Raw genomic sequence first — 14,312 nt, 5'->3', positions numbered from 1 at the left:
TCCCAGACCTACTGGCGGGTGCGTGATCGCTCCCAGGTGTCATAGGTGCATTCCGAGCGGACCGGCCTTGTAAGCTGGGATTCGTTCGGAACACCCGATCCTGAATTCCCAGGTGTGCGTGGTCCTCTCGCGAGAGAGGGCCACGATGTTGTCCGGTGGTGATCGCGACAGCTAGAGGCCGCTCCCCAGAGCGGGGCGGTCGCCCCATACTGGCCCGTATGGGGTTCGAAGCGGTGCGGATGCACGCACGTGGGGAAAGTCGGTGGCACCGTCGTCAGGGCCACTAGCCGGTTCGTCGACCGAGGCCCGCGCCGGCCGCGGTCCCGGCGGTTCTACCCGCGTGGCTACCGCAGCTCGAATCCCGACACCACGTTGCTCGGCCTGGCCGCTGTCGTCGTGGGCGGTGTGGTCCTGGTGGTGTTCCTGCCGGCCGTGTCCGGCCGATCCCGCGGATACGACACCCGTGCGGCTGACCGCCCCGCCAGCGTCGACATACACCCCGCCGCCATGCTTCCCACTCCAAGCGGCTCCCTGCTGACCGGCGTTCAGGGAGCCGGGTCGGACGCAGGCTGCTGGTCGTCGTCGCCGGTGACGAGGTGCCGGATCGGCTACCAGAACGAGTAGCTGCCGGGCGCGTCCTAGCCGACGGCCGCTGTTGTCGCTGGTCCATTCCTCCAGGTCGGACAGCGGCCAGTACAGGAGGCGGAGGCATGCTCCGAATCGCTCGGAATCCGGTGGTGCGTACCGTGATCAGCTGCAAATTCGAACTTCGGCTGACTTATCGGTCCGTCGCGTAGGCGCGGTAGGCATCGGCGACGGTGAGCTCGCCCTCGGCCACTGCGCCGAGCAGACCGACCAGACCCCACGATACGAAGGTCACCGTCGCGGTGTCCCCGTCGAGGACTTCGGCGACCATGCGCCGCGCGGCCCGGATCACGATGGCGTTGCTTTTGCGGCCCAGCAGCGCTCGGTACACCTCGCCGTGCCCGACGGCGAGGCCGAACAGGGTCCGGACCGGATCCGGTTGCCCGGCGACCGCTTCCCGTAGGTATTCGGCACCGCTGACGACGAGCAGGTCGTCCTTGCTGCGGAAGTGGGCGTAGAAGGTCGATCGTCCGACATCGGCGCGGTCGAGGATGTCATGGACGGTGACCGCACCCCGTGTTGGACCAATCATGAACACATGTTCCGAATTGAACAAGACACTCAGGGCCTGCTCATCACCAACCCCCGCGGCTACAGCATGTTCACCCGGCTGTTCTTCGGTGGCCGCCGACGCCACGACGCACGGGTCGCCGCGGCCAGCGGCGCGTGCACCGGCCACCGTGCGCTCGACATCGCAAGCGGCACCGGCACCGTGGCGGCCGCACTGGCCGACCGTGTCGGGCCGACCGGCGAGGTGGTCGGCATCGACGCCGCACGCGAGATGGTCGACTACGCGAACGCGCATGCGGGCCGTCGGCCCAACTGCCGCTTCCAACAAGCCGCCGCACAATCGTTACCGTTCGAGGACGCCTCTTTCGACGTCGTCACCTGCACGTTCGCGATGCACCACATTCCCGACACCGACCGCGCCGCCGCGCTCGCCGAGATGTTCCGCATATTGAAACCCGGCGGCCGATTGTTGCTCGCCGACATGGCACCCACCGGATTGCACGGCCATCTCACCAAGCTGCTCAGCCGCCACATGGACCCCGCCGAGATCGACATCCGACGCTACCGAGAGCCATTGCAGGCCACCGGCTTCGGGCAGATCACCTACGCGGTAGTGCCACCCTCGACCGGAACGCTGACCGCAGTCAGATGACCCCGGCCCGAACTCCTGCGCCACCGTCGAGGACCCGTCCACCGGCCGAGGGGCCCGGCCCCGGGTGGTCGACGCCGACAAGCGCCGCGCGATCCTCGCACCGCACGCCGAGGGCCGATCGTCGCGCGAGATCGCCCGCGGGGTCGAGGTCGGCCTCGCGGCAGTGCACGGCGAGGTGAAGACCGCGCAGGCAACGGAATCCGGGGGTCAGATCCGACCTGCACTCGTCACACCAGTTCGACGCCGATGCACGACTCACCCGAGAGGGAGGAACATGAGGAGCTGGAGGGTTTCCGGACAGTGGCCCCAAAGTGGGATTGGGGTTCACTGACAGGAGTTGTTGTGGCACGGAAGAATTCGCGGTATTCGCCTGAGTTTCGGGAGGGGGCGGTCAAAGAAGTGATCGACCGGTCCCGCACGGTAGCGGAGGTTGCCCGCGAGTTGGGGCTGGTGGAGGGTGGGGCGACGGTGTACGAGTTGGGGGGATCGGTTCGGGATCGAGCGGCGGACCGTCAGTGAGATTTTGCGCCGCCACCGGTTGCCGATGCGTCGGCGGGGTTTGTCGGGGGCAGGTCGATGAGGCCGTGGATCTGCACGGGCTCGGTTGGTCCTTTGCTCGGGTGGGGCGCGTCTGGGGGTGGATGCCACGACCGTGCAGGTCAGCTTCGTGAGCGGGTGATCGCCATGAGGGACACTCAGGGGCGGCCGCGAGGGTAGATCAGCTGTCGCAGGTTGGTGCCCGCGGCAGGACACACAAAACATGGGCAACCTGAGAACGCCTGGTCATCGTGGGTATGTACCCGATCTGAAAACGAGTAGCGGGCATCCACGCGACCTTTCGTGGACCGCTCTACCTGGGCGGCCCTACTGCTGATCGTCGACACCAGCCGTCGTGTCGCTTTTCCTCCGGAGGACGGGCGAAACCGACACAAGCAGGCCGACCGGTCCCAGGACGGCGACATCGCGGCGCGACGACCCAACGTCCCGGCTTCGCTGGCGCTCGCCTGTTCGACCAGCGCAGCCGAAGGCACGTTCCCGATCGCCCTCGCTCGACCGGGAACGTGCCCACTGCCGGCCCAGTCAGGCCGTTCCGAGGATGAAATCCGAGGCCCGCTCACCGATCATGTAGCACGGCGCATTGGTGTTGCCACCAGTAATGCTCGGCATGATCGAGGCGTCGGCCACGCGCAGACCCTCGATGCCACGGACCTTGAGGTCGGGTCCGACCACGGCCCGCTCGTCGACACCCATCCGGCACGTGCCGACGGCGTGCATGACCGACACCACCCGGCGCCGGATCGCTTCCGCGTTGTCCTTGCGCACATTCGCGCCCGGGTAGATCTCTTCCTTCACGGCACCGCCGAACGCCGCGTTCGCCATGATCGCGCGCGCCATCTCGGTGCCCTCGGCGAGGACCTCGAGGTCGTCGGGCTCGTTGAGGTATCCGTAGTCGATCAGCGGAGCGACCGTCGGGTCGGCCGACGCCAGCCTGAGCGTGCCGCGGCTCTTGGGGTAGATCAGCGTGGCGAAGACGCCCAGAGACGGGCGCGGGTCCGGCTTCTGCTTGCCGTGGTCGCCGGCACCGGGGTCGGGGTAGCTCCACGGGATCGCGTGCAACTGGATGTCGGGCACATTGGTTGCCCGGGAGCTGCGGACGAACCCGACGGACTCGAAGATCGAGTGGTTCAGGAACGTCTCCTTGCCCATCAGGTTCTTCGCCATCCCCTTGACGAAGAACCCCGGCGTGGACTTGTTCTCGATGGTCGTGACGTGGAACGACAACGGGTGGAAGAGGTGGTCGTGCAGGTTGTCGCCGACCGGCAGGTCGGCAATGCAGTCGATGCCGAAGCCGGCGAGGTGGTCGGCCGGGCCGATGCCCGACAGCATCAGCAGCTGCGGGCTGTTGACGAAGCCACCGGAGACGATGACCTCCTTGCCCGCACGGATCGTGCGGGTGACACCGCCCCGACCCTGGTCGATGACCTGTACGCCGACGGCGCGGCCGCCCTCGATGACGAGCTTCGTGGCGAGAACCTGGGTCTGGACCTCGAGCGTGCGGGGGGCCAGGTCGTGCACGTAACCACGTGTGGAGGAGTAGCGAACGCCGTCCTTGACGTTCTCCTGCATCACCGAGATGCCCTCCTGCTCGGCCGCGTTGTAGTCGTCGAGGACCTTGACGCCGAGTGCGTCGGAGGTGGCCTGGATGAACTGGAGCGTGCCCTCCTGGGGCGCCTTGTTGCGGGTGACCTTGATCGGACCGCCGGCGCCGCGGTAAGCATTCTCGCCGCCCTCGAAGTCCTCCGAGCGCTTGTAGGCGGCGTTGACCTCGTCGGCCGACCAGCCGGTGTTGCCCTCGGCAGCCCAGGAGTCGTAGTTCGCACGGTTGCCGCGCACGTAGACCATGCCGTTGACCGAGCTCGACCCACCCAGCACGCGTCCGCGGGTCACCAACATCTCGCGATTGGCCGCGCCGACCTGCGGCGTGGACTTGTAACCCCAGTCGAACCCCCGCTCGAGGCGCTCCTCGAAGTGCATCGGCGCGACCATACCGGGCTTCCTGGTGAAGTAGCCGTGCATGCCCTTGTTGTCGGACTTGCCCGCCTCGAGCATGATCACGCTCGCGCCGGACTGAGCAAGACGACCGGCGACGGCAGCGCCGGAACTTCCAGAGCCGACCACGACGTAGTCAGCCTCGTTGCTGTAGGTCGGGCGCTTAGCCATATCAGGCTCCATTCGGGGTCCGGGACATCATTGGTACCGGTGGGCGACGACGTCTGGCGCGTCCGGCCGAACGGCACTGCCGCCATTATTGAGATATGTAGTCGAAAAAACAAGCGGTATCGTCGACTCACTTGGCCGACCAGGCAATGACGCCCGAGTCATCGGTTCGACCGACAGTTCCAGATAACTGTTCTGCTCCTCCTATGCGAGGCCGAACCAGGACCAGGGTTCGTGTCCGTCTTGGGTGGGCTCGTCCAGATTGGCGCTGTCCGCATCGACCGGCGGTACCGGAACCGGCTGTTCCGGCGCATCCGGAAGTGTCATCCCGTCGAACGGATTGATCGGAACGAATGCGCCACGTGCCACAGGTCGTGGTATTTCCCGATCACCTCGCTGCCGCGGAACAACCGAATCCGCACCGGAGCTTCGGCGGTGACGTCGAAGCCGGTGGTCGCGAGTTCGGCGATGCGGTCGAGGACGCCGACGGTGGAGTGTTCGACCTGCAATCCGTGCGGCAGCGCCTCGGTCACCGGCAGGATCTGCTGGAACGGCTGCGCGTCGGGGCCGTCGGCCGGATATCTGGTGCGCAGCCCCTCGTGCCGTTCCAGAACGTCCTGGACGGCCTGTGCCAGCGCGGGCACATCCAGCGAGCCGCGCAGGTGCAGCGCGAACGGAATGTTGTAGGCGGGGGATTCGGGGTCGATCCGGTTGAGCACCCACATGCGCAGCTGAGCCAGCGACAGCGGTATGAAGTCACCTCGTTCGACCGCCCGGAGCTCGGGGCGCTCGGCCGTATCGTAGCCGCCGGGCACGATTCCCGCTGCCAGGTCGGCGACGACCGGCCGGTCGAACAGGGCCCGCACCGGCACCCGCGTCCCGAGGGCCGCGCTCAACCGGGCCACCGCTCGCGTGGCGACCAGTGAGTTACCGCCGAGTGCGAAGAAGTGGTCACCACCGCAGCGGACTGGCCCGAGCTGCTCGCCGACGCCGAAGCGGTGTTCACCTTCGACATGCCTGATGCTGGGCAGATCCGGCAGGCCCGCCGGGCGGGCAAGCTGATTGTGAGCGAGGCCGCGCCACCGATCGAGCAGATCGAATATCCGAGTCTCCGCCCAGATGGCGTGTTCGACACGGCGGCCTATCAGCGGCTGGTCGATGCCTACCATCTCCAGCTCAGTGCCTCGGATCTATTCATCGCGCGTTCGGATATCGGGCGGGTGACCCTGGCCGCGACCCTGTGCGCGGCCGGACTCATCCGGTTCGAGTCTGACAGATAGGGGATGGGTTCCCACCCGGTTTCCGTCATCCACCGGCCGCTCGGTGTGGAGCCTTGGCATGTGTGCAGCGACACTGCGGTGTGTCGGAGAAGGTCACTGGCAGTGAGGTCAAGGCTCGATGAAACGGGCCCGGCCGCCACACAAGTTGTTCGGCTGGGATCGCCAACCGGATCTCCGGGAGCGCGTCGAGGAGTTGGTCGATGGCGTCCTGGGCGATCAGGTAGGCCACGCTTTTGGCTGGGCAGGCGTGCGGACCGGCTCCCCACGCCAAGTGCGAGCGATTTCCGGTGCGGTCGCCGCTGGTGGTTGCGGGATCGTTGTTACATGCGGCCAGGCTGATGAGCACTGGTTTGTGTGCGGGCAGCCAGGTGTCGTCGATGAGGATCGACTGGCGTGGGTAGGTTGCGCAGAAGTTGGCCAGCGGTGGGTCGTCGAACAGTACCTCGTCGAGTGCATCGCGGGTTGTCAGGGCGCCCCCCAGTACACTGCCGGCGAATCGGCTGTCGGTCAGTATCAGGAGCATGGTGTTTGCTATCAGGTTCCGTTGGGGTTCGATACCAGCGCCGTAAAAGCTGATCAACTGGGCGAGTATTTCCTCTTCATTGAGGTTCGTCGCGTGATGAAGCAAGCGTGAGGTGACGTCATTCGCGGGCTTGTCGCGACGCAGCGCGATCAGCTCCCGTAGTGCCTCGCTCACCATCTTCATGCCGCGCTCTGCCTCAACAGTGTCGAAGAGCGCTGCCATGCCCGTGGCCAACCGCCGTCCCAACTCCGCGGAGCAGCCGACGATCCGGTTGAGTGTCTCGAAAACGATCGGAAATGCATATTGGGACACAAGATCGGCCGCACCGTCGACGGCGAAACTATGAATCAGTGGCGTCGCGATCTGCTCGATGGTCGAATGCATCGCGTGCAGATCGATACCTTCGATGCTGGCGGTCAACGCTTGCCGATAGCGCGTGTGCTCGAGTCCGCTGCTGTGCTGTGCATTCGGGCGCCACTCCATCATCGGACGAATCGGCGAGTCGGCGGGGACACTCTGCTGCCAGGTACGGGGATCGGCCGGAAAATGATCCGGATCGTTGAAGATTCGCAACGCGGTGCGGTAATCGAGCACTAACGTCGCGGGCACGTTCGGCGCCAACTCCATAGGAGCGAGCGAGCCATGCTGTTCTCTCAGTGCACGGTAGCCACCGTATGGATCGGCGGCGAACGCTCGGCTGCGTAGGCAGACTTTCGGGGTTGTGGTCGAGATGGGCGAGCCGTACTGAACTGTGGAGCTTCGACTTGCACGCCCCGCTGAGGTTGGTCCTGCAGTCACGGATGCGACTCCTGTCGATAGGATCGGGAATTGGTCAATAGGGCCTCCGAAGTCTCCGACGCCCGCGACACGCCACTCCGGCGTGTGATCTGGGGCGGTGTCGAAAATCGCTGGGGGAGAGACGATCTGCAGATCCTCTCTCGTTCTATGGTTGTGTCGGTCTGTGTTGCTGGCATGTGATGGGCCACGACGGTCGTCGGCTGATTCGGATCCGGGTGATCCTGAGATCGCTTGCGGGCCGAGGCGCGATCGGGTCGTACGACCTGACGGCGGTCCGAGTGAGAATTGCTGCGCCTATCAGTACAGTGTCGGCCCCGGCATCGATGGTGGTGTTCTGTTGGGCTAGCTGCAGACAGCGGCAGTTGGTCGCCAGATGGACAATGGCAGCTGGGAACATGCGTTGTACCGCGCTCTGGAGCGCGAATCCGCTGCCCCGCTGGTGTATCCCGGCAGACGCCAGGCCTGCCGGGTGGTGGACCGGTCGAGGGTAGGCGATGCCGATCGCCGCAATCTCATCGTCACCAGCGACATCGAGCAGCAGTTCTCGGCAGCTTTCCCAGGCGGCATGTGCCGGTCTTGGGATGCGCCGGATGCCGGTGACATTCGAGTATGCAGTCACTCGACCTGCGGCGAAGGTAACCGGGCTGATATTCAAGGCCAGTGCGTTCATAGAGGGATGATCACCACAGGTCTTTCCGGGCCAGTTCGATGCTGGCTTGGCTCGATGGGTGTTTCGGCAGGCTGCCCTTGGACGGGTACCGGATTATGTGCGCGATGCGCGGGGAGGTAGCAGCGCCCGTCGCGAAGATCGCGCGCCAGATCACTGTAGCCAATCTCCAACTCGGCCAATCGGGTCCATTGGGTGTGCATCCGCGCTCCGGTTGGGCTGTCGGCCATCAGCAGTTCGAACGCGCGCGCGGCGGCCGCGGCCATGCGATCGATGATCTCGCCCAGTGTCTGCTCATGCCGTCGTGCGCCCACTGCTGGGCTCGGCAGGTTCCGGAAAGTCCAGGCATCCACATCGGCAATCAACCTGGCTCGACGGGAGCGAGACTGGTTGGCGCGGTCCGGATGGAGCTGGATCTGTCGATGCAGCTCGGTCAATCCGTGCGCCAGGCTACACAGCGCACGCTCGCCGACAACTCCACCTCGGCGATACTCGGCCCCTGCCTGATCGAGCCTGCGCTGGGGCAATGACCCGCTTCGGTGAGCTCGGCTCACATCCTGGCCGGCCAGTGCTCGCAGAAGTTCACTGGGGCTCGGCAATACCGCCGCTACTGTGGTGTCGTTGTACGGACGTTGGTGATACATCGGTATACCTTTTCCGGATGCCCTGTGACCGGACACCGACATGGGTTCAGGGCGTCACGAGGACGCTGTGAGCTCCAAATGGATGCCGTCCGGGTCGTCGAAGGACAGGATCGAGATGCTGAATTGCGGCATGTCGATGACCTCGCCGTGCTCGACACCCGCGTCGTCGAGCCGAGCAGCTGCGCGATACAGCTCGTCCTTCGATTCAACCGAAAAGCTCACGTGGTCCAGACCCACCCGCCCGGAGTCGAAGCGATCGTGGGGCGACGCGACCGGACGTAGCCCCAGCAGCATCCCGTTGGCTTGGAACACGCAACCCCCGTACAGCCGGAACGGATCCGCTCGTACCTGTGGATCGTCCGGGCTGCCGGGCGACTCGGCGGCAACCTCGAATCCGAGCACATCACGGTAGAAGGCGCGTGATCGATCGATGTCGGTCACGGTCAGACGGATGTGATGGGTGCCGGTGGTGGCCAGGACGGGCATGCGAACTCCGAAGGTGTCGGTGGATGAACGGTCCGAAGACCGGGACGACAGCCCAGCCCAGGTGTTCGTGGGCGAGGCGACGGTGCTTGAAACCGTATGACAGGAAAATTCTGGACAGTAGTGTCGGAAGCGACACTTTGCGTACTATTTCCGACATGCACGTAGCCATCTTCGTGACCGACGGTGTGGCCGATTTCGGATTCACCGCCCTGCTCGAAGCCTTCGGTATGGCGAACTCCCTGCGCCGAGAGCTGCCTGTGCCACCTGATTCGTGGGACGTTCAAGTGGTCTCCCTAGGGACAACCGTGCGGTCGGGTCACGGCCACATCGTGCCCACGGTCCACCTCGACGATGTCGATTGCTATCCCGATGTGATGGTGGTGCCGGCGGTCAACGTGCTTGACGCCGAGTCGTTGATCGAGCTGGTATCGGGACCTGGAAATCATGTTGTGCTGCAACGGATCAGGCAGGCGCAAGCATCCGGCGCCCATCTGGCCGCCGCCTGCACGGGGACTTTCTTCCTGGCGGAGGCCGGGGTACTCGACGGTTCACCCGCCACGACGAGTTGGTGGCTGGGACCAAGCTTCCGGCGCCGGTATCCGCAGGTCAGCCTGCAGGAGAATCTCACGTTGTGCTATGGCGGGCAGGTCACCACTGCAGGAGCCGTACTGTCCCACCTGGACTTGGCGCTGTCGTTGCTCGCGGCCAAGAGCCCGGCGCTGGCTGACCTTGTCGCCCGCTACCTTGCCGCCGGAAACCGCAAGACTCAGGCCAGCTTTTCCGTTCCCGAGGTCGTGGCCCGCAACAACTCTGTCACCGCCACATTCGAACGATGGGTCCGCGCACACCTCGCACACCAGTTCCGGATCTCCCAGGCCGCCCACGAACTCGGCATCACCGAGCGGAGCCTGCAACGCGCCACTCATGCCGAACTCGGTATGTCCCCCAAGGATTTCATCGACGACATCCGCCTGGAACGAGCCACCGAACTGCTCCGCACCACGACGCTGACGGTGGACACGATCGCCACGAGGGTCGGCTACCTCAATGCCGGCACACTGCGCAGCCTTGCCCGCCGACGCAGAAACATGTCACTGGCCGAGCTCCGATCCGCCCGACCAACATACGGGAAATAAGTTTGCTCATATCCCGCCATGCGGGCGTCGACTGATGGCGGGGCCCTGGGCACTCCTACGTACTGAGCAGCAGGCTGCCCGAACTGAAGCCGGTGCCCTGACGTCTGCCGCAACGCAGTGCCCGAACCGCCATTATCAGCGAACGACAAGAATGTGAACGTGGTGGGTATCTCAGCGACGTAGCACTGTCATCGGTGTTCGCGCACGAACGGTCTGGGCTGGCGCGTATTCGCCGGGCCGTGCCTGATGTAGATCCTGTCGGCGGAACGCTGTTTTCGGGTCAGTGATGTGCCGGACTGGTTCGGGCCCACGTCCGGAGGTGGGGTGTTCGAGTCCCGGTGCCGGTTCCCGATGTCCCGGCATACGAACAGCGACATTCTGGTCGATGGGCAGCAGATCGTGATCCGGCCGGTCGGGACCGTTGTGCGCCAATTGCGGTGGTCCGATGGGTGAGCCGCACGGATGAGAATGGTCCGGGGGCGCGGCTCCCGGACCACGGGGTGTCGGTCAGATGGTGGCCGTGTCGATTACGAATCGGTAGCGTACGTCCGAGTTGTCGACGCGTTCGTATGCCTTGTTGATCTGGCTCGCCTGAATCAGTTCGATCTCCGCGCCCAGGCCGTGCTCGGCGCAGAAGTCGAGCATCTCCTGGGTCTCGGCGATGCCGCCGATCATGGAGCCGGCGAGGATCTTGGAGCCCCCGAGCAGCGAGAACAGGTTCAGTGAGATGGGCTCCTCGGGGGCGCCCACGTTCACCAGCGCGCCGCCGGTCTTCACCAGGCTCAGGTACGCGCCGAAGTTCAGCGGCGCGGACACCGTGGAGAGGATGACGTCGAAGGAACCAGCCAGGTCCTCGAACATTTTCGGATCGCTGGTGGCGTAGTAGTGGTCGGCGCCCAGCTTCAGGCCGTCGTCCTTCTTACGCAGTGACTGAGACAGGACGGTGACCTCCGCGCCGAGCGCGTGGGCGATCTTGACGGCCATGTGGCCCAGGCCGCCCAGGCCGATCACGGCGACCTGCTTGCCGGGGCCGGCGCCCCAGTGCTTGAGCGGGGAGTACGTGGTGATGCCGGCGCACAGGAGCGGTGCGGCCACGTCGAGGGACAGACCCTCGGGGATGCGGACGGTGAAGGCGTCGGCAACGACGATCTTCTGCGAGTAGCCGCCGTAGGTGGGCTCGCCGTCCTTGCCGACGCCGTTGTATGTCGGTACGTTTCCCTGCACGCAGTGCTGCTCATGGCCGTTGCGGCACGGCTCGCACACGCGGCAGGAGTCGACCATGCAGCCGACGCCGACGCGGTCGCCGACCTTGAACTTGGTCACGGCAGAACCGACGGCCTCGACGATGCCGGCGATCTCGTGCCCCGGGACCATCGGGAAGATGGCTTCGCCCCAGCCCGCGCGGGCCTGGTGGATGTCGGAGTGGCAGATCCCCGCGAACTTGATGTCGATCAGTACGTCGTGCTCGCCGACCGTGCGGCGCTCGATGGTGGTGCGCTCCAGTGGAGCCTTGGCGCTGGGCGCGGCATATGCGGCAACAGTGGTGGTCATGGTGTCCAGCGTCCGCGACGAACCGGCACTCGCCCAGCCCACTGCTTTACGTACGTCCAGTGGTCCTACTACTGACAGGGGCAGGCTCGTGGTCGTACGACCGGGAATACTGGAGAACATGAGCGACAACCTCGCCCCGGACGGCGCTCGGGCCGGCCACTCCGACGGCCTGGACCAACGTGCCGAGCTCAGCGAGTTCCTGCGTACGCGCCGGGCCCGGCTCGACCCGGGTGATGTGGGGATTCCCTGGCATGGGCGGCACCGACGGGTGCCGGGTCTTCGTCGCGAGGAACTGGCGCAGCTGGCCGGGGTCTCGGTGGCTTATTACACACGGTTGGAGCAGGGCAACGGTCGCAATGTGTCGGCGGAGGTGCTCGACTCGATCGCGCGCGCTCTGCGGCTGACCGACGCCGAGCGCGCGCACCTCACTCATCTCGCCAAGCCGAAGCAGCTGCGGCGCAAGTATCGGCCGCCCAAGCGGCAGCAGGTGCGGGTCACGCTCCAGCAACTGCTGGAGTCGATGGACGGGATGCCCGCGTACGTGGCCGGGGCGCGGTCGGAGATTCTCGCGTGGAACCGAATGGCGGCGGCGCTCTTCGGTGACTGGGGGCAGTTGCCACCCGCTGAACGCAACTGGGCGCGGCTGACATTTCTTTCTCCGGACTACCGGCGGCTGTTCCTCGACTGGGATTCCAAGGCGTCCGACATGGTCAGCTATCTGCGGCTGTATGCGGGCCAGCACCCGGACGATCCGGATCTGTCGGCGTTGGTGGGGGAGTTGTCGGTCAAGAGCGAGGAATTCCGGCGGCTGTGGGCCACGCACGACGTGAAGGAGAAGGGGCACGGCGTCAAGCGGATGCGGCACCCTCTGGTCGGCGAGCTCACGCTGGCGTACGAGACGCTGTACCTGCCGGACGACACGGAGCAGTATTTGTGCGTCTACCACGCCGAACCGGGCTCGCCGTCGGCCGAGGCCCTGTGTCTGCTGGCCAGTTGGGGCACAGACGCCGCTCAGGCCACCACCAAATCAACGCGCCCATGACACTGTCGGCAGAGCGCGATCCGCGCGGCCGGGCCATCCGAATTCAGCTCCGAATATCCAGAACTCGGCATTTTCGGATATTCGGGTCCGCGACGTCTCCGGTGTCGGACGCGTGGAACAGCGCCTCGGGGTCACTGCCGTACAACTGGACGGGTGCGTAGCGATTCGTATGTTCTTCGGGGGTGGAGGTGTCCCGGTATGCGAACCGCGAAATCCTGGTCAACGGGCAGCAGATCGTGATCCGGCCGGTTGGGACTGTTGTGCGGTAGGTGGTGCCAGTCCTGACCATCGCCTGCCAGGCCAACCGTCGCCGATGACCCGCATCCGACAGCCGGCTGACCCATGCCGTCACGCCCTGCCCGCCATACAGCCGGTCAGCCACATCGTGCACCAGGGAAAGATCATCGTCCGCGCATGGGACGCTTCCTGGTCGACTGGCGCGGGCCGCACGGTCCCGGCCACCGTTGTGGGGTATCAAACCGACGACATCGACCCGCACACATGGCTGGGCTGGTCGGTATTCGTCGTCGGCCTCGCCCAGCCCTCCCAACCCCACCAGCATCGAAGTGTGGCTGGTGGTGGTCAGGCAGCCCGCAGCACTGCGGCACTGGCGACGAAGGCGGTGACAGCTGCCGCGTCGCAATTGGCTTGTCGAAAATACCGCGCGGTCATCTCCTGCAGTTCTGGCTCAGCGAGTACGACGCAGGCCGCGGCAGTGGTGTTTCGAGGGCCTTGGTCTCTATCACCCCATCCGGGACAACGAAAGCATGGGACCCACCACAGCTGCAGAAAGGAGTTGTCATGAAGACAGACGAAACACCGGGTTTCCTGCATCATCTCTGGGAAGTCAAGCTCGTCTCCGGCCTCGCGGCTCTGGTTTTGGGAGTCGTGGTACTGGCTTGGCCCGGCATCTCGATCCTCGTCGCGGCCGTGTTGTTCGGGGTGTACCTGGTGGTGTCGGGCCTGGCCGAGATCGTTTTCGCACTCATCCTGCACGTGTCAGTCCCGTCCCGCGTGCTGTTGTTCCTTGCCGGTGCACTGTCGATCGGGCTGGGAGTCTTGGCTTTCCGCCATTTCGGTGCGGGATATGCGGTATTGCTGCTGGCCATCTGGGTCGGGATCGGATTCCTGTTCCAGGGTGTCGCCGAAACCGCGACAGCGATCAGCCTTCCGGAACTGCCCGGCCGTGGCTGGCACCTCTTCTTCGGCGTCATCAGCATGCTCGCCGGGCTGGTCGTGCTGGCGTGGCCGTTCCATTCGATCGTCGTGCTCACGATCGTGACCGGGGTGTGGCTCGTGGTGCTGGGCGGCTTCCAGATCGTCTCCGCATTCACGACCCGCAGGGCGGTGACAACGACGCAGAAGAGGTCGGGGCGACTCTTCGGGGGCCAACGAACCCCTGGCGGCGCGATCCCATCCCACGGCTGAGTAACCAGGCAGACACCGGTCCCACCGCCGTTCCCGGGGTCTGCCTGCCCGCGCGCTGCCCCGATCACTGCGGGTTATGGTCTGATCGCGCAATCTGCGGCAGCACACCAGCTTGCGAGAGGCACACGTCCACCAGGGACCGGACTGGGACCTTCGGCCCTTGGCTACGCGTCTTCACCCGGCGCAGGCTTTTCCCGTACAGCGCATCCATTCAGAAGGAAAGGAGCCGGAC

General features: G+C 65.4%; 14 protein-coding genes. 6 read left to right on the top strand and 8 right to left on the bottom strand.

Features of this window, described 5'->3' with window-relative positions:
* Positions 1-778: 778 nt before the first annotated feature.
* The gene (locus tag NM2_RS52805) at positions 779-1,177 is read right to left on the bottom strand and encodes a TetR/AcrR family transcriptional regulator (protein ID WP_084532356.1); all 399 of its coding nucleotides are present in this window, start codon (positions 1,175-1,177) and stop codon (positions 779-781) included.
* A 6-nt stretch (positions 1,178-1,183) separates the two neighbouring features.
* Between NM2_RS52805 and NM2_RS45690 the strand changes: the two genes are divergently transcribed.
* Together NM2_RS45690 and NM2_RS53270 are read left to right on the top strand one after the other, a co-directional pair.
* Positions 1,184-1,807: a class I SAM-dependent methyltransferase gene (locus NM2_RS45690; protein WP_067683681.1), complete on the top strand. Its 624-nt coding sequence runs from the start codon at positions 1,184-1,186 to the stop codon at positions 1,805-1,807.
* A gap of 246 nt (positions 1,808-2,053) precedes the next feature.
* Positions 2,054-2,326, top strand: coding sequence for a transposase (locus tag NM2_RS53270; protein WP_067683678.1), 273 nt, complete (start codon positions 2,054-2,056; stop codon positions 2,324-2,326).
* Between the two features lie 561 nt (positions 2,327-2,887).
* Here NM2_RS53270 and NM2_RS45680 read toward each other — a convergent pair.
* Together NM2_RS45680 and NM2_RS45675 are read right to left on the bottom strand one after the other, a co-directional pair.
* Positions 2,888-4,528, bottom strand: a complete 1,641-nt coding sequence (locus NM2_RS45680; protein ID WP_067683675.1) for a GMC family oxidoreductase — start codon at positions 4,526-4,528, stop codon at positions 2,888-2,890.
* A 320-nt stretch (positions 4,529-4,848) separates the two neighbouring features.
* Positions 4,849-5,547, bottom strand: coding sequence for a condensation domain-containing protein (locus NM2_RS45675; protein WP_281182902.1), 699 nt, complete (start codon positions 5,545-5,547; stop codon positions 4,849-4,851).
* Between NM2_RS45675 and NM2_RS52400 the strand changes: the two genes are divergently transcribed.
* A complete protein-coding gene (locus NM2_RS52400; RefSeq protein ID WP_245718568.1) occupies positions 5,524-5,805 on the top strand; it encodes a hypothetical protein in 282 nt (93 codons plus the stop codon). The genes NM2_RS45675 and NM2_RS52400 overlap by 24 nt on opposite strands.
* A 25-nt stretch (positions 5,806-5,830) precedes the next feature.
* Here the strand turns inward: NM2_RS52400 and NM2_RS45665 are convergent, their stop codons facing one another.
* The 3 genes from NM2_RS45665 to NM2_RS45655 all read right to left on the bottom strand — a co-directional run bounded on the left by NM2_RS45665 (position 5,831) and on the right by NM2_RS45655 (position 8,923).
* Positions 5,831-6,955, bottom strand: a complete 1,125-nt coding sequence (locus NM2_RS45665) for a cytochrome P450 family protein (protein ID WP_369690373.1) — start codon at positions 6,953-6,955, stop codon at positions 5,831-5,833.
* A gap of 837 nt (positions 6,956-7,792) precedes the next feature.
* A complete protein-coding gene (locus tag NM2_RS50550; RefSeq protein WP_169816369.1) occupies positions 7,793-8,230 on the bottom strand; it encodes a DUF4254 domain-containing protein in 438 nt (145 codons plus the stop codon).
* Between the two features lie 261 nt (positions 8,231-8,491).
* Entirely contained in the window at positions 8,492-8,923 is a 432-nt protein-coding gene (locus NM2_RS45655; RefSeq protein WP_067683657.1) for a VOC family protein, read from the bottom strand.
* 155 nt (positions 8,924-9,078) lie between these two features.
* Here NM2_RS45655 and NM2_RS45650 point away from each other — a divergent pair, with 155 nt between their 5' ends.
* Positions 9,079-10,059, top strand: coding sequence for a GlxA family transcriptional regulator (locus NM2_RS45650; protein ID WP_067683654.1), 981 nt, complete (start codon positions 9,079-9,081; stop codon positions 10,057-10,059).
* Positions 10,060-10,566: 507 nt separating this feature from the next.
* Here NM2_RS45650 and NM2_RS45645 read toward each other — a convergent pair.
* Positions 10,567-11,610: an NAD(P)-dependent alcohol dehydrogenase gene (locus tag NM2_RS45645; RefSeq protein WP_067683651.1), complete on the bottom strand. Its 1,044-nt coding sequence runs from the start codon at positions 11,608-11,610 to the stop codon at positions 10,567-10,569.
* Positions 11,611-11,728: 118 nt separating this feature from the next.
* Between NM2_RS45645 and NM2_RS45640 the strand changes: the two genes are divergently transcribed.
* Complete coding sequence (locus NM2_RS45640) at positions 11,729-12,652, top strand: helix-turn-helix transcriptional regulator (protein ID WP_067683648.1); 924 nt, start codon at positions 11,729-11,731, stop codon at positions 12,650-12,652.
* A gap of 43 nt (positions 12,653-12,695) precedes the next feature.
* Here NM2_RS45640 and NM2_RS45635 read toward each other — a convergent pair whose 3' ends face one another.
* Complete coding sequence (locus NM2_RS45635) at positions 12,696-13,043, bottom strand: hypothetical protein (RefSeq protein WP_157122000.1); 348 nt, start codon at positions 13,041-13,043, stop codon at positions 12,696-12,698.
* 410 nt (positions 13,044-13,453) lie between these two features.
* Here NM2_RS45635 and NM2_RS45630 point away from each other — a divergent pair, with 410 nt between their 5' ends.
* The gene (locus tag NM2_RS45630) at positions 13,454-14,080 is read left to right on the top strand and encodes an HdeD family acid-resistance protein (protein WP_067683642.1); all 627 of its coding nucleotides are present in this window, start codon (positions 13,454-13,456) and stop codon (positions 14,078-14,080) included.
* Positions 14,081-14,312: the final 232 nt, after the last annotated feature.

It is taken from the genome of Nocardia miyunensis NBRC 108239, assembly GCF_001613065.1.
Lineage (GTDB): Bacteria > Actinomycetota > Actinomycetes > Mycobacteriales > Mycobacteriaceae > Nocardia > Nocardia miyunensis.
This window is presented reverse-complemented; position numbering and strand designations above follow the sequence as displayed.

Bases quoted from the DNA above. Each gene is read 5' to 3' on its own strand.
- NM2_RS52805 (WP_084532356.1), bottom strand. From the start codon at position 1,177: ATGATTGGTCCAACACGGGGTGCGGTCACCGTCCATGACATCCTCGAC.
- NM2_RS45690 (WP_067683681.1), top strand. From the start codon at position 1,184: ATGTTCCGAATTGAACAAGACACTCAGGGCCTGCTCATCACCAACCCC.
- NM2_RS53270 (WP_067683678.1), top strand. From the start codon at position 2,054: ATGCACGACTCACCCGAGAGGGAGGAACATGAGGAGCTGGAGGGTTTC.
- NM2_RS45680 (WP_067683675.1), bottom strand. From the start codon at position 4,528: ATGGCTAAGCGCCCGACCTACAGCAACGAGGCTGACTACGTCGTGGTC.
- NM2_RS45665 (WP_369690373.1), bottom strand. From the start codon at position 6,955: ATGGAGTTGGCGCCGAACGTGCCCGCGACGTTAGTGCTCGATTACCGC.
- NM2_RS45655 (WP_067683657.1), bottom strand. From the start codon at position 8,923: ATGCCCGTCCTGGCCACCACCGGCACCCATCACATCCGTCTGACCGTG.
- NM2_RS45650 (WP_067683654.1), top strand. From the start codon at position 9,079: ATGCACGTAGCCATCTTCGTGACCGACGGTGTGGCCGATTTCGGATTC.
- NM2_RS45645 (WP_067683651.1), bottom strand. From the start codon at position 11,610: ATGACCACCACTGTTGCCGCATATGCCGCGCCCAGCGCCAAGGCTCCA.
- NM2_RS45640 (WP_067683648.1), top strand. From the start codon at position 11,729: ATGAGCGACAACCTCGCCCCGGACGGCGCTCGGGCCGGCCACTCCGAC.
- NM2_RS45630 (WP_067683642.1), top strand. From the start codon at position 13,454: ATGAAGACAGACGAAACACCGGGTTTCCTGCATCATCTCTGGGAAGTC.